Below are 18572 nucleotides of genomic sequence, written 5' to 3' on the forward strand. Positions count from 1 at the left end.
GGCATCTCCTGAAAATTGGAGTTTTTGTCACAGAACCTTGATGATGACCATTTTCACTTTTTCCAATGAGTATTTTGTCATCATAACCTCGGTGATGACCATTTTCACTTTTTCCAACGGGCATTTTGGTCATCATAACCTCGGTGATGACCATTTTCACTTTTTCCAACGGGCATTTTGGTCATCATAACCCTGATGATGACCGTTTTTACTTTTTCCAATGGGTATTTTGGTCATCATAACCCCGATAATGACCGGTCTCCCAATTTCCAATGAGCATTTGGTCATCATTATAGCGGATCCTCTGCCCGTACAGTTCCAGGTTACCCCCACTTGGCTCGCCCCTTTAACCACTCTCCCCTTCTCTCAGTCACGCCTCCCTTTGATTCCTATTGCAAAATAGAAGCCTATCGCATATATTATAATTGTACACTTTATTCCTTGAAAATTTTAACGTGGTACAACATCGCAGATAATAACATAAACACGAGCCCTTTCTTGTGAAAGTAGAAGCTGACCCTATGGGATAGTGGATAGAAGGATCACAAAAATATAACCCATCCATTTTAAGAGAGGTGAAAGTCAGTGCAATTGGATAAGATTAAAGGAAAAGAATTAGAGCAGTTGTTTAAAGCTATTCTTTCGCTGAAATCGATGGACGAATGTTATGTCTTTTTTGATGATTTGTGTACGGTTAACGAGATCAAGTCTATGGCCCAACGTCTAGAAGTTGCCAGAATGCTGCGTGAAGGATTCACGTACAATCAGATCGAAGAGGAAACAGGCGCCAGTACTGCTACGATTTCTCGTGTCAAGCGCTGCCTGAATTATGGAAATGAAGGTTACCAATTAACCTTAGATCGGGTAGCCGAACTTGATAAGTAACTAAGAAGGGAATATTTTTCATCCCTAATCATTCCGGATAAACTTTAGCCTCCTGTTCAAAACGGGAGGTTTTTCATTTTGTTAGCATAAGAGAATTCGGTATAATGGATTCATCCTGTGCGAATGGGGAGGACGAAGGAAGTGGATATCAAAGAATGGCGGCATGTTTTTAAACTGGACCCTGACAAGGAACTGAATGACAGTCAAATCGAGGCGATATGTGAGTCGGGGACAGATGCCATCATGATTGGCGGAACCCAAGGGGTTTCTTACGATAATACGATTGACCTGATGGCCAGGGTACGGCGGTTTCCACTGCCCTGTGTACTCGAGGTTTCCAATATAGATTCCGTGGTTCCGGGATTTGATTTATATCTCGTTCCCATGGTCGTCAATGCAGGAAGTGCAGATTGGATTGTTGGTAAGCACGTGGAAGGTTTAATGGATTATGGGGCTTTGGTCAAGTGGCATGAGGTGGCTGTGGAGGGATACATTATTTTAAATCCTAAGGCGGAAGCCGCTAAATTAACAGAAGCGAAAACAAATCTCACAATTGAGGAAGCAAAGGCATATGCGAGGTTTGTTGACCAAATGGTGAAGCTCCCCATTTTATATGTTGAATACAGTGGAACATACGGCGATCCAGCACTGTTACGAGCGGTTCGTTCGGTTGTGAAGCAAGCCCGGCTTTTCTATGGCGGAGGGATAAAAGAAGTCTCGCAAGCAGCGGAAATCGCCGAAATTGCGGATACGGTGATTGTCGGAAATGTGATCTATGAAAATTTGCAAACCGCGCTGGAAACTGTGAATAGCGTAAAAAATACGGTAAAATAAAATAAAATAAAAACATATGTTCTTTTCGGAAGGGGAAGGTGAAAGTTGAGTTTTTTTGTGGGAGAAACGGACGTGTTAAAAGGCCTAAATCCCGAACAGCGGGATGCGGTTGTCACAACAGAAGGGCCACTTCTCATTGTCGCAGGGGCAGGGAGTGGGAAAACCAGAGTCTTAACGCAGCGAATCGGCTATTTAATTAAGGAAAAGCAGGTTCCGCCATGGACCATCTTAGCGATTACGTTTACGAATAAAGCGGCGCGAGAGATGAAAAACCGGATCGCAGCACTAACAGGCCCAACAGCAGAGGAAATCTGGATTTCTACCTTTCACTCGATGTGTGTACGAATCTTGCGCAGGGATATTGACCGGCTTGGTTACAGCAGAAGCTTTTCCATTCTGGACTCTAGTGATCAACTTTCGGTTATCAAGCAATGCCAAAAAGAATTAAACATTGATCCGAAGAAATTTGATCCGCGGGCCATTCTTTCTGTCATTAGCTCAGCTAAAAATGAGTTGAAGGATCCTGACCGATTTGGAAACCTTGTTGGTGATCCTTTTATGTCTGTGGCACATGACGTGTACAAGCTCTATCAAAAAAAGTTGAAGAGCAATAATGCCTTGGACTTTGACGATTTGATCATGATTACGATTCAACTGTTTTCGACGATGCCTGAGGTTTTGGACTTCTATCAAAGGAAATTCCTCTATGTCCATGTTGATGAATATCAAGATACGAATCGTGCTCAGTATATGCTTGTGAGGATGCTGGCAGATCGGCACAAAAATATATGTGTGGTAGGTGACTCCGACCAGTCTATCTATCGTTGGCGTGGAGCAGATATCTCTAATATCCTTAATTTCGAGAAGGATTATCCAAATGCTACGGTTGTGAAATTAGAGCAAAATTACCGTTCCACCAAACGGATTCTGGCTGCAGCCAACCAAGTGATTCGTAGGAATGCCGGGCGAAAGGAAAAGAATCTTTGGACGGAGAACGACGAAGGTAGCAAGATTCAGTTTTTCGAGGCGGATTCAGAGCATGCGGAAGCCTATTATATTGCTGACCAGATCAATAAGGGTGTTCGGGAAGGTAAGAAGTATCAAGATTTTGCGGTCCTCTATAGGACAAACGCTCAGTCGCGTGTGGTCGAGGAAGTCTTTCTTAAATCGAATATACCATACGGAATTGTGGGCGGAACCAAGTTCTATGATCGGAAAGAAATTAAAGACGTATTAGCCTATTTACGCTTGATTTCTAATCCCGATGATGACATCAGTTTGCAGCGCGTGATTAATGTTCCCAAACGAGGAATCGGCCAGGCCACTGTGGACAAGCTTTCCTCTTTTGCAGCAGCGCAGGGAATCTCGCTTTACCGGGCGATTCATGAAGCCGGTCAAATCGGATTAAGTGGAAAAGCGGGCAAAACCATTCAAGAATTCGCTATGATGATTCAGGCCCTGGAAGGGATGAAGGAATACCTGAGTGTTACGGAATTGACCGAAGAATTGATCGAACGCACAGGGTATCGGGAAATGTACAGACTGGAAGGTACACTTGAAGCCAGGGCTCGGATGGAAAACATTGATGAATTTCTTTCCGTTACACAGGATTTTGAACAGAAAAGTGAAGATAAATCGCTGCTTTCCTTCTTAACGGAACTTGCCTTGGTGGCAGATATTGATCAAGTCGACGAAACCGATCCAAATGATCAGGTCATTCTGATGACCCTGCATAGTGCTAAAGGGCTTGAATTTCCTACTGTCTTTTTAATTGGGATGGAAGAAGGGGTATTTCCTCATTCTCGTTCCCTGTCCGATGAAGAGGAAATGGAAGAAGAAAGACGATTAGCCTATGTCGGAATTACGCGGGCTGAACAAGTCCTCCATCTAACCAGAGCGCAGATGAGAACCCTTTATGGTCGGACGACGATTAACGCTCCATCCCGCTTTTTAAAAGAAATTCCGGCTGAACTGTTGGAAGGAGAGGAACCTGCACCGGCTAGGTCGCCTTATGAATCCCGCATTTCCCAACGAGTGGTTCGGATGGAGCCCGCACAAGGGGCAGATCTGTCCCAAGAGTGGAGTGTGGGGAATAAGGTTGAACATGGAAAATGGGGCATTGGCACCGTCGTCAGCCGCAGAGGTGATGGAGACAGTCTCGAGCTTGATATCGCTTTTCCTTCCCCGGTTGGGATCAAGAAGTTGCTAGCGAAGTTTGCACCAATTAAAAAGATATAAAGGGTGGCTTAAATGGATCTGGAAACAGCCAAAAATCGAATCGAATATTTAAAAGAGATCATTGATCAACATAATTATTTTTATTATGTAAAAGATGATCCGCAAATTACCGATCAGGAATATGATCAGCTCATAAGGGAATTGATCCAGCTGGAGGAGCAATTCCCCGCGCTTCAAACCCCCGATTCTCCCACCCAACGAGTGGGTGGGGAGCCTTTGCCGTATTTTGAAAAGGTGGAACATCGGATTCCGATGCTCAGCCTTGGAAATAGTTTTAATGCGGAGGAATTGCGGGATTTTGATCGCCGGGTTAGACAAGGGATAACAGCAGGGCAACCCCGCTATGTTTGTGAGCTGAAAATCGATGGACTAGCAATCTCTGTGCGCTATGAAAATGGCTTATTTGTGCAAGGGTCTACCAGAGGGGATGGAACGATCGGTGAGGATATTACGCAAAATTTAAAGACGATACGTTCTTTGCCTTTGAAGCTTAAACAGCCGTTGAGCTTGGAAGTGCGCGGAGAAGCTTTTATGCCGAGGAAGGCCTTTGAGAGGTTGAACCGAATTCGCGCGGAGAAGGGGGAGCAACTTTTCGCCAATCCTCGGAACGTCGCTGCTGGTTCCTTGCGTCAGCTGGATCCAAAACTAGCAGCCGAACGTTCGTTGGATGTGTTTATTTACGGAATCGGTTCGATTGAAGGTGTCGAAGTAGAGTCCCATAGTCAGGGACTTGCGCTGCTTGGCGATTTGGGCTTTAAGATCAATCCCGAGATGCGGGCTTTCGATGATATTGAAGATGTCATCGGTTTTGTGGAAGGATGGACGGAAAAAAGAGGACAGCTTCCTTATGATATCGACGGAATGGTCGTAAAGGTTAATAGTTATGCCCATCAACAGGAACTAGGGTTCACCGCAAAAAGCCCCCGCTGGGCAACAGCCTATAAGTTCCCGGCAGAGGAAGCGGTCACCCGTCTGGAAGGGATTGAAGTCAGTGTCGGGCGTACTGGGGCCGTTACCCCGACCGCCCTTTTGCAGCCAGTCAGCTTAGCCGGTACTACCGTGAAGCGTGCCTCCTTACATAACGAGGACATGATCCGTGAAAAAGGACTGATGATTGGCGATCAGGTCATTGTGAAAAAAGCTGGTGACATTATTCCAGAAGTGGTTGGCGTTCTTGTTGAGCGGAGAACAGGGGAGGAAGTCCCTTTCAGCATGCCGAGTGATTGTCCGGAATGCGGCAGTGAATTGGTCCGTCTTGAAGAAGAAGTGGCGCTTCGCTGCATTAATCCAGCCTGCCCGGCACATATTCGGGAAGGGATGATCCACTTTGTCTCGCGTGGGGCGATGAACATTGAAGGATTAGGAGAAAAGGTGATTACTCAGTTGTTTAATCACCAGTTGATCCAAAATGTCGCCGATATCTACTTTTTGAACCGGGATGAACTGCTGCAGCTGGAGCGGATGGGTGCAAAGTCCGTGGATAATCTGCTTGATGCCATTGAAAAAAGCAAGGAAAATTCGTTAGAAAAGCTGCTGTTCGGTCTCGGAATCCGTCTTGTCGGAGCAAAAGCAGCAAAAACATTGAGTCAAACCTACCTTCATCTTGATCGATTAGCTGCGGCCAGTGAAGAGGAATTAATAGGAATCGATGAAATTGGGCCCAAGATGGCGCACAGCGTTGCTGCGTATTTCCGAAACGAGCAATTCCTGCAAACGATAGAAAGACTTCGCGAAGCCGGGGTTAATTTCGAGTATGAGGGTCCACGTCTCGAGGATATCGCTTCAGACTCCCCATTTGCTGGGAAGTCCGTTGTGCTCACCGGAACCTTAGAGAAGATGAGCCGAAAAGAAGCCCAGGCGGAAATTGAAGCCCGCGGTGGAAAAGTGATCGGCAGCGTCAGCGCGAAAACCGATTTGGTTGTCGCCGGTGAAAGCGCAGGATCAAAGCTGAAGAAGGCGCAGGAGCTGCAAATTAAGGTGATCAATGAGGAAGAGTTTTTGGAGCTATTAGGTTAGGGAGATTGGGGGTCAGCCCCCCCTACGAGGCGGATAGCGGAAACCTTTTCCGTTATGATCGAGAATGTCAAGAAAATAAGCTCAGTAGCGGAAAAGTTTTCCGTTATTGAGCTTTTTATGCCTTATTTAAAACACTTTACGGGCAATAACGGAAAACCTTTCCGTTAAACATAACTTTACAGATCAGAAAAATTAGATAGCGGAAAGAAATTCCTTTATTTTCTTAATTGATGTGGAAATGGCTTCTCATCATCTCTTCTCCGTCATCTTCCCCCAGATAAGCCCTAATAAAACATTCGTAACAACGAGAGGATGCAGGTCACCTGCAATAATAAAGGTCAAAATCCCCGCAGCAATCGCAATTAACAGCCCATTATTGGACAATAGAATCCCTCCCTTTTTTCTAAGCTTAACATAGATCCGGGGTCAGACCCCGTTGTCTATTAACACTAAACCCAACAAAACATAACAAAACAATACAAAACGTGACGAAACATATTGAACTATGTATAAAGATAGATTACTATAAATAGTATAATTTTTAAAATTTAGCATAGGGGAAGCGACATGGTGGAACAGGCATATACACCCGATGAAGTAGCAAAGATCTTAAAAATATCAAAAAATACCGTTTACGAATTAATTAAGCGGGGCGAATTGCAGGCATACCGGGTGAGCAACAAGATGCGCATCGATCCGCAAGCGTTGGAACGCTATAAAGAAAATATGCAAACGATCGGAGGTGACCACCAGACTAGTCTTGGGAAGTCGACCCAAATTTTGCGATTAGCGGGTAGCCATGATTTTTTGCTGGAGCATTTGGTAAGCTTCGCGGGAAAAGCGGGTGCTCCATTTTTTATTCAGCCTACATACATTGGCAGCCTGGAAGGATTGATGATGCTCTACCGTGGGGCAACAGACATTGCGGCGATTCACCTGTTGGACCCTGCGTCGGGGCAGTACAATCTACCTTTCATCGAACGGATTTTCTACCATGAGCCCATCACCGTCCTTCACCTGGCAACCCGCACGCAAGGGCTGATTGTTCCTCCCGGGAATCCGAAGGGAATCCACAGCTGGGAGGATCTAACCCGCAAAGAGGTCAGATTCGTCAATCGACAGAAAGGGGCAGGCACTCGCTTTCTCCTCGATTACCACATGGGAAAGCTGCATCTCTCACCCCAGGATATTCAAGGGTATGAGGTGGAAGAGTGGAATCACTTTGCGACAGCTGCACACGTGGCAAGGGGGACAGCCGATGTGGCGTTGGGGATTGAAGCAGCAGCGGACAAGCTGGGCTTATCTTTTACCCCGCTAACAATCGAAAGTTTTGACCTGGTTTTGCGATCCACACCGGAAAATCAGGAGCTGTTGAATGCTTTTCAAGAATTTATTGGTTCCCAAGATTTTACCGAAAGCTTAAAAGATTTAAAAGGCTACGATTGCTCACATCTGGGCGAAACACTATTTAAAGGGGGCGTACAAGTATGAAACGAATGATATCGATAATGATTACGTTGGCTATGCTGCTAGTTATGTCAACATCTGCACTCGCGGCTAATCCAAATCCGATCTTTGAAAAGGTAAAACAGGAAAAAGAAATTATTCTAGCTACAACGACTAGTACTCAAGATTCCGGGTTGCTCGACTACATGCTTCCTGAGTTTGAAAAGCGTTATCAAGTGAAGGTGAAAGTGGTAGCAGTAGGGACAGGACAAGCGATCCAACTTGGGAAAGATGGAAATGCTGACGTGATATTGGTTCATGCCCGCAAAGCTGAAGATGAGTTTGTAGCTGGGGGATATGGTTTTAAAGCTTTTGACGTGATGTACAACAAATTTTACTTAGTCGGTCCAGAGGATGATCCGGCAGGTATCCGTAATATGCCTTCCGCCAAAGATGCATTGAAAAAAATTGCTGAACAACAAGCAAAGTTCATCTCACGCGGAGATGATTCTGGTACCCATAAAAAGGAAAAGTCATTATGGGAAGCAGCAGGAATTAAGCCGGAAGGTGACTGGTATGTTTCTGCGGGGCAAGGAATGGGAGCGACTTTAAACATGGCAGATGAAATGGACGCCTACACAATCGTTGATGAAGCCACTTATCTTGCCGTCAAAAATGGCTTGGTGAATATGGTTTACGAAGATAAGGAATTATTCAATCCATACGGGATTATCCAAGTGAAGGGAACGGATAAACCGTATACCGCAAACGAACTCATTTGGTTCTTCACAAGCCCTTGGGGTCAAAAAATGATTAGCCAATTTGGTATAGAGAAATACGGCAAGAATTTGTTTGAGCCAGATGCGAGACGTAGATAATAATTTTGGGGGAAGAGGCCGCCGGGCGGTGCTCTTCTCTTTTTTTTGGTATATTACGGATATAAGTGCTAATAAAATATAAAGGATGTCCTTTATAAAAAGGGAAGGGGGGTATAAGTTGAAAGTTACGCAAACAGCTATGATCCTAATGTGCCTATGCATTCTTTGTGCCTGTTCTCCACTCGAGGTGATAAAACAGCAACGGCCCCCAACTTCGGTGCCTATCGTCACATTAGAGCCTTCGCCACCCCTGCAGATTTCCTCGGAGTTTTATCAAAGTGAGGTCCCTTATCTCCCAAATCAGACTCGTGGGACCCTCAAACAGATGGATTCACGCTTCGATGCTGCTCATTTAGAACGGGGAATGCTGGAATATGCCAAGGAGAGCTTTCCTACGGATCGCTATCTTTTCCGAGAAGGACAACTGGTCACTCGCAAGGAACTGCAGACTTGGCAGGAGGAACACCCACAACTGGTAAATGTTTTAGAACACGACTATCTTAACAAAGAAACAAAGGAACAGGCTGGCATTGTATTAAGCATCAGCCTGAATCCACGCTATAAAGACGAATCGGGTACAACGGTTAGCTATACAGACGAGGAACTCCATGCCAAAGGGGAAATCATCGCAGCCGAGGTATCCTCCCACTTTCACACTTTAGAGACGAACATCCCTTTACTTTTCCTGATTTATCGTACCGAACCATCTTCTTCGATGGTTCCAGGGAGATTTATCCGTTGGGGACTACAGGAAAACCAGCAAAAATCGATGGGATGGAGAGATATAAGGGAGAATTTCTATCTGCTGCCAAGTGAGGATATCCAGCAGGAACACCCTCAACTGGCTGAAAACTTCAAGAAACTTCAGTCCCATGCCCAAAAGTCGTTCCCAGAATATGCTAGTTTAATCGGGCTCGCACGTTTCCTTGATGATAAACCATTAGAGTTAACCATCAAGGCCTATGCGAATTATGATTCACTTACAGAAGTCATCCAATTTACACAGCTGATGGCGCAAAAAATGGACGAAGCTTTCGAACCCGAGATTCAGATTAACCTTTACGTGGAAACAATCGATCGTCTTTTAGCCTTCTACATACGACCAACAATAGGTGATCCTGTTTTTCATGTGTTACCAGGGTTCAAACCCTAGTCAAAATTCCTCGAATAAGCTAAGGGTGCTAGTAAATAACTAACTAGAGACCCTTTTTTATTTATAAGAAAGAGCTTGTTTCCCTAATTCATTCCAGGAACGAATAAAAGATTGTTTATCTACCTTTTGATTTTTCCTACCAGTTAATGGGTCATTCACATAGACATAGTTTGAATCAAAGCCAGTGAGTACAACCACATGTAAGTCTAATGGGGTTTTAATTTTTTCTTTACCATGTGTCCACGATTCCCAGCGATCTGGAGATTTGAAATCACCCGTTGTCCAAACTAAAACAGGTTTTTTGCTTTGAACTTGGTTTAGCAAAGTATCAAATGACTTGCCTGTTAAATTTACCGTCCGGTTGGGAAGGTATCGATCCATTAATTTTTCTAATGGTTTGGCAAAAATAGCGTAGCCCATATTCTTTCCTGTGATGTCCCCGACAAATCCGTGCGCTGGATTTCCCCAGTGGGTGATATCACCTTTGCTATTTTTGGAAACGGGGTCATTGTCTTTTGGAACTTGTTTGGCCAGCTCCATTTTACCAACCTTCATTCCAGCATACTGCAAAACCATGGCTAAACTGGTTACTTCGCAACCATTTTTCAGTTCTGGGTTTTGTTCAATAATTGGCACATCCAAGATTATCTTTTGCTTCGATATTATTTTTTCTTGGTTCTTACCTTTTTTAGGCAAATCGTTGTTTACCCTGTTGTCGATTGTCTTGTAGTCGGAAACGCTTACCCGATTCTGCTCTGTTTCATCTACAGATTGGACCATAGAAGGTGGATCCGGATTAGGCTGTAATGGCCCTGAACAACCTATTGAAGATAGGATAAGCACCCAGGATAGAATAGGTTTCATGTTTCACCTTCAGTATTTGTTTTGTTTTCTAACTTATTTATTTCAATAAATACAAAGGTTTATTATTGGGAGTATTTGCGAGTTCCTACGGTATCAGGAATCAGACTCATTTAGCGCAGGGTTGCCTTTTTTTGTTGTCTATAGAACGCCCTGTTTTGGTGAAACTACAGCTAAAGATGACACAAAAGTAGGGCGATACCATGATCGTATATCTTGTTGTGTGCCTGTTTGCTTTCTTTGTGGTGTATCTGCTCATCCCAGTCACCAAACGATGGGCTGTACAATTTGGGGTGGTTGATCGACCCAATGCACGTAAAATTCATCAATACCCAATTCCGCTTTCTGGTGGAGTAGCCATTTATATAGGAACAATTCTCACTTTGTTTTTATTCTTTGCGCGTACATCCCTGCACTATGTTCTTACTTGGGGTGGATTGATGCTGATCTTAGTTGGGCTGATCGACGATTGGTACAAGTCAAAGGGAAAGGACTTTCCTGCCTGGCCAAAGCTAATCGGACAAGTTGCAGCCGCAGGACTAGCCTATGTAATGGGGATTCAGTTTTTTGGGATCGGCCATTTCTGGTCTGGACAGGGGTTGTTGATTTTTCCTGAACCTTTAGCCTTGTTTATGACGATCATTTGGATCGTCGCGTTTATCAATATGATTAATTTTCTCGATGGAGTAGACGGGTTAGCAAGCGGAATTACAACGATTGCCTCAGTAACCCTTTTTTTTATCTCCATTTTTAAGCTACAATATGACGTCGCTGCATTATCTGTCATTATGATCGGGGCAAGCTTGGCATTTCTCCGTCATAATTTTTACCCGGCTTCCATCTTTTTAGGGGATGCAGGCTCTATGTTTTTGGGGTATATGCTGGGGGTCATTTCCCTATATGGAACAATGAAAAGCGCAACCTTTATTGCGCTGCTGATCACGATTCTGGTGTTAGGTGTGCCCATTTTTGATACGGCGCAAGTCATTATCTCCAGGCTCGTGGTTGGAACGCCTATTTACAAAGCGGACCGGAGGCATGTGCATCATCGATTGCTTCGTACAGGTCTTACCCAAAGACAAACCGTCGTCGTCATCTATGCGATTGGTTTGATTTTTTCCCTTTTAGCGTTGAGCATTCTCTTTTTTGTGGAATAACTGAAGAGCAGGGGCGCCGCACATTGCGGGGTCCTTTTTAATTTGTTATGATAAAAATTATGATTGGATTTTAGTGGAGGTGGACGGATATGAGTGGGATTTCTCGTGATCAGGTAGCGCATATTGCGAACCTGGCTCGACTCAATTTAACAGCAGAAGAAGCTGAACAATATACAACACAAATGAATGCGATTTTTAGCTTTTTTGAAAAGCTCAATGAATTGGATACAGAGCAGATTGAACCGACAAGTCATGTCATGGAAGTTTATAACGTGATCAGGGAAGACGATGAAAGACCTTCTATTGACAGAGAAGTAGCATTACGGAATGCACCGGATGAAGAAGACGGGCAATTTAAAGTTCCAGCGGTCATGGATTAATTGGGGGTGAGTGAACGTGTCGATATTTAAACGTCAATTGATGGATATACATAATGCTTTAAGCAATAAAGAAATGTCTGTTTCTGAACTGGTGGAAGCATCTTTCAAGCGGATTCAAGAAACCGACGAAACGGTGAAGGCCTTCTTAACTTTGGATGAGGACCGCGCGAAGGCGAAAGCTAAACAATTAGACGAGCAGCTAGGCAAAGGCGATGAAATGGGCCTTTTATTTGGACTGCCGGCAGCAATCAAGGATAACATTGTCACGGAAAATTTAAAAACAACGTGCGGAAGCAAGCTTCTCGCTAATTACGATCCGATTTATAACGCCACTGCGATGGACCGGTTGTCTGCTGCAGAAGCCATTGTTATTGGTAAGACCAATATGGATGAATTTGGAATGGGGAGCTCCACTGAAAATTCTGGGTTCCAACTAACCCATAATCCATGGAACCCTGAATATGTACCAGGAGGATCAAGTGGTGGATCTGCTGCAGCCATTGCTGCCGGACAAGCCTACTTTGCCTTGGGAACAGACACAGGGGGGTCGATTCGCCAACCGGCATCTTTCTGTGGTGTGGTGGGATTAAAGCCAACTTATGGTCTTGTTTCCCGTTTCGGTTTGGTTGCGTATGCTTCCTCTTTTGATGTCATTGGACCGATCACGAAAAATGTAGAGGATGCTGCCTACGTGCTTTCTGTTCTTGCAGCGCATGATCCCTATGATTCGACCTCTGCAGAAGTAGAGATTCCGGACTATATCTCGGCTTTAACGGGCGAAGTCAAGGGATTGAAAGTAGGGGTTCCGAAGGAATTATTAGGCGAAGGTATTGATCCAGATGTGAAAAACGGTGTGCTGGAAGCCTTGAAGGTGCTTGAAGGATTAGGTGCGATCGTGGAAGAGGTTTCCCTGCCGCATACAGAATATGCGGTACCCACTTATTATATCCTGGCTCCGTCCGAGGCTTCTTCAAACCTTGCCCGTTATGACGGGGTAAGATATGGCGTTCGCGCGGACAATGCAGATAACTTAATTGAGATGTATAAAGAATCCAGAAGCCATGGCTTCGGTTCCGAAGTGAAACGGAGAATTATGCTTGGAACCTACGCCCTGAGCTCCGGATATTATGATGCTTATTATAAAAAGGCACAAAAAGTTAGAACCTTAATCAAGCAGGATTTTGATCAATTGTTTGCTAAATATGATGTCATTGTTGGTCCTACGGCACCAACTACAGCGTTTAAAATGGGGGAAAAGGTATCTGATCCGCTTACTATGTATCTTAACGATATTTGTACCGTCCCAGTGAACCTTGCTGGAATTCCAGCGATTAGTGTGCCTTGCGGATTTGCCCAAAATGGTATGCCGATCGGTTTGCAAATCATGGGTAAGCACTTTGATGAAGCGACGGTATTGCGCGTAGCACATGCCTTTGAAAAACATACAGAACATCATGCCGCAAGCCCCAAGCTATAGAAAAGGAGATGCATGGGATGAAATACGAAACAGTTATCGGTCTAGAAGTTCACGCCGAGCTTTCAACGAATTCAAAAATTTTCTGCGGCTGCTCAACAGAATTTGGTGCACCGCCTAATACACATACCTGCCCGATCTGTTTGGGGCATCCAGGGGTTCTTCCGGTCTTAAACCAAAGGGCCGTGGAATTTGCAATTAAGGCTTCTCTTGCTTTGAATTGCACCATACCGGAAGAATCAAAGTTTGATCGCAAAAACTACTTCTATCCAGATTCACCAAAAGCTTACCAAATTTCGCAATATGATCAACCCATTGGTCAAAACGGCTGGATCGATATTGAAGTGAATGGGGAGAAAAAGCGGATCGGAATTACCCGTCTTCACCTTGAGGAAGATGCAGGGAAATTGGTCCACGCTGAGGGAGGCTATGCTTCTTTGGTGGATTTCAACCGGGTGGGGGTACCATTGGTTGAGATCGTCTCTGAGCCCGATTTACGGACGCCGGAAGAAGCACGAGCTTATTTGGAAAAGCTAAGATCGATCTTACAATACTGTGAGGTTTCCGACGTGAAAATGGAACAGGGATCTCTTCGCTGTGATGCCAATATCAGTTTAAGACCGTTTGGTCAAGAAGCTTTCGGAACGAAAGCGGAGCTTAAAAATATGAACTCCTTCCGCAATGTCCAGCGGGGTCTTGAATACGAACAACAGCGTCAAGCCGAGGTCCTCGATAAGGGGGAAAAGGTTGTTCAGGAAACTCGCCGTTGGGATGATGCCAATGCACGGACCCTCTCCATGAGAGGAAAAGAAGAAGCGCATGATTACCGGTACTTCCCGGATCCTGACCTGATTAAGCTAAAGATTGATCGGGAGTGGGTAGAAAGTATTCGTGCGACCATTCCAGAACTTCCAGACGCCCGCGAAACGCGCTATACGGAGGAATATGGACTTCCGCATGCGGATGCGGCCGTACTTACTGCATCCAAGGATATTTCGGACTTTTTCCAGGAAGCAGTTTATACGGGAGCCGAAGCGAAGGCAGTGGCGAACTGGATTATGGGTGAGCTAATGGCTCATTTGAATGCAAGCCAGTTGGAATTAAAGGATGTCAAAATTACGGCTACTGGATTAGGGGAAATGATTAATCTGCTGGAAAAAGGAACAATCAGCAGCAAGATTGCTAAAACTGTCTTTAAAGAAATGATTGAAACAGGAAAAGCGCCTGCCAAGATCGTTGAGGAAAAGGGTCTGGTACAAATTAGTGATGAAGGGGCACTCGTGAAAATTATTAGCGAGGTCATCGCAGCAAATCCTCAATCTGTGACAGATTTTAAAGCAGGGAAAACCCAAGCCATCGGATTCCTTGTCGGTCAAGTGATGAAGGCAACAAAAGGGAAGGCAAATCCAGGCCTCGTGAATAAAATGTTACAAGAAGAGTTAAATAAGTAGAGGAAAGAGGAGGGAACTCCTCTTTTTTCAGCTTTCGGCTTGATCGAACTTTCCACCATGTAAGCAGATGATTTAGCACGGATAAAGGTGGATAAACAAAGGTGATGATAAGAATGAAACGGGCGCGTTTGATTTATAACCCGACGTCGGGAAAAGAAGAGTTTCAAAGAAAGTTGCCAGAGATTCTGGATTACTTTGAACGGGCCGGTTATGAAACATCCTGTCATGCAACGAAAAAAGCAGGGGATGCGACAAAGGCAGCTGAGTCTGCCGTGAATCACGGTTTTGATTTAATTATAGCTGCTGGCGGAGATGGGACACTCTATGAGGTCGTCAATGGAATGGCTGAAAAACCCCATCGACCACCGCTCGGCATTATTCCCTCTGGGACAACGAACGATTTTGCCAGAGCGATAGGCCTTCCTTTAAGAAACATTAAGAAATCCTGTGAAATGATTGTTCGTGGAGAAGCTATGCCCATCGATATAGGAAAAGTAAACAACAAATACTTCATTAATATTGCAGGGGCTGGCGCTCTAACCGATCTTACCTATGAAGTTCCCAGCAAGTTAAAGACGATCATGGGGCAACTGGCTTATTATATCAAAGGCATTGAGAAGCTCCCCTTTATCCGTCCAAGTCATGTGCGAATTGAAACCGATGAAATGGTGATCGATGAAGAAATTATGCTTTTTTTAATTGCTAACAGCAATTCGGTTGGTGGTTTGGAAAGGTTGGCACCGAGTGCAAGTCTTTACGATGGGAAGTTTGACTGTCTTATTTTGAAGAAGACCTCCTTTCCCGAATTTTTGCGGATTGCCACACATGTTATTAAAGGGGACCATATTAAAGATCCGGATGTGATTTATTTTCAAACAAAGAAATTAAAGGCTTCAGCCTCTTCAAATGTGTATATCAACCTCGACGGCGAGCTTGGCGGTGAACTTCCGATTGAGTTTACAGCCTTGCCCAAACATCTCAAAGTGATCATGCCAAAGAAATAGGTGGAACGAAATGAAGGAAAAGATGACCCTCCCGGTGGCAAAAAATCAGGAAGTAGAATTGGAAATCATCGATTTGACCCATGAAGGAACAGGGGTCGGCAGGGTGGAAGGGTTTACTCTTTTTGTGCCCCAAGCTATCCCGGGAGAATATGTAAAAGCAAAGGTTTTAAAACTGAAAAAGAATTACGGCTATGCCAAATTACTGGAGATCATTCGGGAAAGCCCGGAACGCGTGCAGCCGCCTTGTCCGATCTACGAGCAATGCGGGGGCTGCGCTCTGCAGCATATGAGCTATGCTGAACAGCTTCGGCAGAAAACGGGCATCGTTGAAGATAATCTGAGAAGGATCGGGAAAATTGACCACGCCGTCATCCATCCTACGATCGGCATGGAAGAGCCCTGGCGTTATCGAAACAAAGCTCAAGTACCAATTGGCGAGCAAGAAGGTGGGCTGATTGGCGGATTTTATTCCCAAGGCTCCCACCGGATTATTGATATGGAAGCTTGTTTGATTCAGCATGAGAAAAATGATGAAGTCGTACAGCAAGTCAAGAAAATCGCGGCTTCGGTTGGAATTAGGGCCTATAATGAGGAGACGAGGAAGGGCCAACTTCGCCATGTCATTGCCAAAGTTGGCTTCAAGACAGGGCAGGTGATGCTGGTTCTCGTGATTAATGAGGATCAGTTGCCTCATCAAGAAGAGTTAGTTAATCGACTAACGAAATCAATTGATGGGTTAAAAAGCATTGTCGTGAATGTAAATAAGAAGAACACCAACGTGATCTTTGGGGAAAAAACCGATGTGATCTGGGGTGAACCCTATATCTATGATTATATTGGGGAGACTCAGTTTGCGATTTCCGCTCGCTCCTTTTACCAGGTGAACCCTGTTCAAACCGAAGTTCTGTATAGCAAAGCATTGGAGTATGCGGGCTTAACCGGCAGTGAGACGGTGATCGATGCTTACTGTGGGATCGGAACGATCTCCTTGTTTCTCGCCCAAAAAGCCCGGAAAGTCTATGGTGTAGAAATCGTCCCTGACGCCATCGCTGATGCTAAACGAAATGCCCGCTTGAATCATATGGATAACGTGGAATTTGCTGTCGGTGAAGCAGAGAGGGTTATCCCGTGGTGGTATGCCCAAGGCATACGTGCCGACGTCGTGGTCGTCGACCCACCACGCAAAGGCTGTGATGAAACTTTGCTGGAGACTTTGATTGCCATGAAACCCGAGCGCATCGTTTACGTCTCCTGTAACCCTAGCACCCTCGCTCGGGATTTGGCCATTCTTGAGGGTGGCGGGTACGTCACGCATGAGGTTCAACCCGTGGACATGTTCCCGCACACCGTGCATGTGGAAAATGTCGCATGGTTATCATTGAAAGGGTAGGGGGACGATTTGGTTTGTCCCCCTTTTTGGGAGGTTTTCGGAGAGTAACTCGGAGATAACGGAAAAAAATTCCGCTAAGTGTGGCAATTTCTCATTTTCTTATTAAATAAGGGAAAAAATTTCCGCTATCGCGCCAGAAACGCTGAAATTTACCTTCCCATGCAGGGGTTAACGGAAAAGAATTCCGTTATTTCATCCATTTCCTCTATCTTTTTCTGATTAACGGAAAACTTTTCCGTTATTCCTGATTGCTTCACCAATTTGATAAGAACGGATCCGCTGTTTTCCTCCAAATGGGATCACGGCACCCTTTTTGGCCATTCCGGCTAGGATTTTTCTTGCTGACCGGTCACTTATATGCAACCATTCGCAGATTTCCCTCGGTGTAAAAGAGCTTTCCTTTCTTAAAGCCAACCGAACCACTTCTTTTTCCATCGGAGAAAGAGCCAATGGATCCAATTCTTGTCCTAAAATTTTGCCGATGATTTGCTGTGTCGTTTGCTGACATCTTCGGGGTGATTCAGCGATCTGATCATAGGAAAATCGGATCACCACCCACCCATCAATCACCAATTGATTCTGCCTTTCAAGGTTATCGGAGAACTGCCATCTGCTCACATTTCTCAAATGGGGACCATACCCGTCGATTTCAAAGCAAATTCGCGCACCCGTGCGGATATAGGCGAAATCGAGGTACCTCCTACCATCCTTGAAATCCGCAACCTCGTATTCCGGATGCAGGTAATGAAAATTAGAAAACAACGGCCACCAGACATTTTCCAGAAACATCTTTTCAGTCGGGCCATGCCCCTCCATTAATCTCCGTAAACGTTCTCCTTTTCGGCTCCGCGAGTGACGCAATAAAAAGGCTTGGTACTCTTCTTCAAATCCCATTCAATCCCTCCCAAAAGTAGTTTAGTTGAACATCTTTATTATACGTCATCAACTCGATAATTGTAGGAAAATTTCGCCTACTTTGTCGGAAGGACTTTAGAATCTAGTCGAACATTTTTCCTTTATTGCTCCTCATATTTGGCGTAACATTATATGGATGAATATCGTCATAAAAAGTAAGTTAAAAAGAGGAGGCCCCTTTTGAACAATCATTTTGTTAAAGCCATTTTATTAGGAATTCTCATATGTCTTGCCATCATTGCCTTTAAGCCTACAGAGAAATATATACAAACACCGACGCCAAATGTGAATGTAGATAGTAACAACAGGCTTATACAAATTGCTCCCAATACCATTGGTATAGTGGACACCGGACATAGCACCGGTAAGGAACAATTGGTTATTTTCGAGTATGATCCAACTAAAAAAACATTCAAGGTCGTTCATACCTTGGAATATGAAGATATTTTCACCCACCCTAGGGAATATGGAATACCGGTAAGGGAGTAAT

18 protein-coding genes are annotated in these 18572 nt (G+C 44.6%); 14 read left to right on the forward strand and 4 right to left on the reverse strand.

Translation table 11 applies throughout. The features are described 5' to 3' along the window. Positions 1–156: 156 nt before the first annotated feature. Positions 157–291: a hypothetical protein gene (locus J2Z37_RS25690; RefSeq protein ID WP_280922133.1), complete on the reverse strand. Its 135-nt coding sequence runs from the start codon at positions 289–291 to the stop codon at positions 157–159. A 294-nt stretch (positions 292–585) separates the two neighbouring features. Between J2Z37_RS25690 and J2Z37_RS00355 the strand changes: the two genes are divergently transcribed. The 4 genes from J2Z37_RS00355 to ligA all read left to right on the forward strand — a co-directional run bounded on the left by J2Z37_RS00355 (position 586) and on the right by ligA (position 5973). After that, the gene (locus J2Z37_RS00355; protein WP_209807800.1) at positions 586–885 is read left to right on the forward strand and encodes a YerC/YecD family TrpR-related protein; all 300 of its coding nucleotides are present in this window, start codon (positions 586–588) and stop codon (positions 883–885) included. Between the two features lie 141 nt (positions 886–1026). After that, on the forward strand, positions 1027–1719 hold the full coding sequence (gene pcrB / locus J2Z37_RS00360; protein WP_342453755.1) for a heptaprenylglyceryl phosphate synthase: 693 nt from the start codon (positions 1027–1029) through the stop codon (positions 1717–1719). 45 nt (positions 1720–1764) lie between these two features. Further along, entirely contained in the window at positions 1765–3957 is a 2193-nt protein-coding gene (gene pcrA, locus J2Z37_RS00365) for a DNA helicase PcrA (RefSeq protein WP_245203466.1), read from the forward strand. A 12-nt stretch (positions 3958–3969) separates the two neighbouring features. After that, positions 3970–5973, forward strand: coding sequence for an NAD-dependent DNA ligase LigA (ligA, locus tag J2Z37_RS00370; protein WP_209807802.1), 2004 nt, complete (start codon positions 3970–3972; stop codon positions 5971–5973). A 249-nt stretch (positions 5974–6222) separates the two neighbouring features. Here the strand turns inward: ligA and J2Z37_RS25695 are convergent, their stop codons facing one another. Continuing rightward, positions 6223–6357 carry a hypothetical protein gene (locus J2Z37_RS25695; RefSeq protein WP_280922134.1) on the reverse strand — a complete coding sequence of 45 codons (135 nt, stop codon included), beginning with the start codon at positions 6355–6357 and terminating at the stop codon, positions 6223–6225. A 183-nt stretch (positions 6358–6540) separates the two neighbouring features. Here J2Z37_RS25695 and J2Z37_RS00375 point away from each other — a divergent pair, with 183 nt between their 5' ends. From J2Z37_RS00375 to J2Z37_RS00385, 3 genes are all read left to right on the forward strand, one after another. Then, on the forward strand, positions 6541–7464 hold the full coding sequence (locus tag J2Z37_RS00375; RefSeq protein ID WP_209807803.1) for a substrate-binding domain-containing protein: 924 nt from the start codon (positions 6541–6543) through the stop codon (positions 7462–7464). Continuing rightward, entirely contained in the window at positions 7461–8297 is an 837-nt protein-coding gene (locus tag J2Z37_RS00380; protein WP_209807804.1) for an ABC transporter substrate-binding protein, read from the forward strand. The genes J2Z37_RS00375 and J2Z37_RS00380 overlap by 4 nt, the downstream gene beginning before the upstream one ends. A gap of 118 nt (positions 8298–8415) precedes the next feature. After that, positions 8416–9450: a CamS family sex pheromone protein gene (locus J2Z37_RS00385; protein WP_209807805.1), complete on the forward strand. Its 1035-nt coding sequence runs from the start codon at positions 8416–8418 to the stop codon at positions 9448–9450. Between the two features lie 57 nt (positions 9451–9507). Here J2Z37_RS00385 and J2Z37_RS00390 read toward each other — a convergent pair whose 3' ends face one another. Continuing rightward, positions 9508–10314 (reverse strand): C39 family peptidase, encoded by an 807-nt coding sequence (locus J2Z37_RS00390; RefSeq protein ID WP_209807807.1) that lies wholly within the window; start codon positions 10312–10314, stop codon positions 9508–9510. Between the two features lie 200 nt (positions 10315–10514). Here J2Z37_RS00390 and J2Z37_RS00395 point away from each other — a divergent pair, with 200 nt between their 5' ends. From J2Z37_RS00395 to rlmD, 6 genes are all read left to right on the forward strand, one after another. After that, entirely contained in the window at positions 10515–11468 is a 954-nt protein-coding gene (locus J2Z37_RS00395; protein WP_209807810.1) for an MraY family glycosyltransferase, read from the forward strand. Positions 11469–11557: 89 nt separating this feature from the next. Further along, a complete protein-coding gene (gene gatC, locus J2Z37_RS00400) occupies positions 11558–11848 on the forward strand; it encodes an Asp-tRNA(Asn)/Glu-tRNA(Gln) amidotransferase subunit GatC (RefSeq protein WP_209807812.1) in 291 nt (96 codons plus the stop codon). A 40-nt stretch (positions 11849–11888) separates the two neighbouring features. Continuing rightward, positions 11889–13325: an Asp-tRNA(Asn)/Glu-tRNA(Gln) amidotransferase subunit GatA gene (gene gatA, locus J2Z37_RS00405; protein WP_245203514.1), complete on the forward strand. Its 1437-nt coding sequence runs from the start codon at positions 11889–11891 to the stop codon at positions 13323–13325. A gap of 8 nt (positions 13326–13333) precedes the next feature. Then, entirely contained in the window at positions 13334–14773 is a 1440-nt protein-coding gene (gene gatB / locus J2Z37_RS00410) for an Asp-tRNA(Asn)/Glu-tRNA(Gln) amidotransferase subunit GatB (protein WP_280922135.1), read from the forward strand. 113 nt (positions 14774–14886) lie between these two features. Beyond that, positions 14887–15777, forward strand: coding sequence for a diacylglycerol kinase (locus J2Z37_RS00415; RefSeq protein WP_209808880.1), 891 nt, complete (start codon positions 14887–14889; stop codon positions 15775–15777). 10 nt (positions 15778–15787) lie between these two features. Then, positions 15788–17167 (forward strand): 23S rRNA (uracil(1939)-C(5))-methyltransferase RlmD, encoded by a 1380-nt coding sequence (rlmD, locus tag J2Z37_RS00420; RefSeq protein WP_209807816.1) that lies wholly within the window; start codon positions 15788–15790, stop codon positions 17165–17167. Between the two features lie 219 nt (positions 17168–17386). Here rlmD and J2Z37_RS00425 read toward each other — a convergent pair whose 3' ends face one another. After that, positions 17387–18061, reverse strand: a complete 675-nt coding sequence (locus J2Z37_RS00425) for a DNA-binding response regulator (protein WP_209807817.1) — start codon at positions 18059–18061, stop codon at positions 17387–17389. Between the two features lie 201 nt (positions 18062–18262). On the opposite strand from J2Z37_RS00425, the gene J2Z37_RS00430 reads away from it, so the two are divergent. Continuing rightward, positions 18263–18571 carry a hypothetical protein gene (locus tag J2Z37_RS00430; RefSeq protein WP_209807818.1) on the forward strand — a complete coding sequence of 103 codons (309 nt, stop codon included), beginning with the start codon at positions 18263–18265 and terminating at the stop codon, positions 18569–18571. The last annotated feature ends 1 nt before the right edge of the window (position 18572 follow it).

Origin of the sequence: Ammoniphilus resinae, from assembly GCF_017873965.1 — a bacterium.
GTDB classification, from domain to species: Bacteria; Bacillota; Bacilli; order Aneurinibacillales; family RAOX-1; genus Ammoniphilus_A; species Ammoniphilus_A resinae.

Coding starts and splice junctions, on each gene's coding strand:
- gatA (WP_245203514.1), top strand. CDS start 11,889: ATGGATATACATAATGCTTTAAGCAATAAAGAAATGTCTGTTTCTGAA.
- J2Z37_RS00380 (WP_209807804.1), top strand. CDS start 7,461: ATGAAACGAATGATATCGATAATGATTACGTTGGCTATGCTGCTAGTT.
- gatB (WP_280922135.1), top strand. CDS start 13,334: ATGCATGGGATGAAATACGAAACAGTTATCGGTCTAGAAGTTCACGCC.
- J2Z37_RS00375 (WP_209807803.1), top strand. CDS start 6,541: ATGGTGGAACAGGCATATACACCCGATGAAGTAGCAAAGATCTTAAAA.
- J2Z37_RS00425 (WP_209807817.1), bottom strand. CDS start 18,061: ATGGGATTTGAAGAAGAGTACCAAGCCTTTTTATTGCGTCACTCGCGG.
- J2Z37_RS00395 (WP_209807810.1), top strand. CDS start 10,515: ATGATCGTATATCTTGTTGTGTGCCTGTTTGCTTTCTTTGTGGTGTAT.
- J2Z37_RS25690 (WP_280922133.1), bottom strand. CDS start 291: ATGATGACCAAATGCTCATTGGAAATTGGGAGACCGGTCATTATCGGG.
- J2Z37_RS00390 (WP_209807807.1), bottom strand. CDS start 10,314: ATGAAACCTATTCTATCCTGGGTGCTTATCCTATCTTCAATAGGTTGT.
- gatC (WP_209807812.1), top strand. CDS start 11,558: ATGAGTGGGATTTCTCGTGATCAGGTAGCGCATATTGCGAACCTGGCT.
- ligA (WP_209807802.1), top strand. CDS start 3,970: ATGGATCTGGAAACAGCCAAAAATCGAATCGAATATTTAAAAGAGATC.
- rlmD (WP_209807816.1), top strand. CDS start 15,788: ATGAAGGAAAAGATGACCCTCCCGGTGGCAAAAAATCAGGAAGTAGAA.
- J2Z37_RS00415 (WP_209808880.1), top strand. CDS start 14,887: ATGAAACGGGCGCGTTTGATTTATAACCCGACGTCGGGAAAAGAAGAG.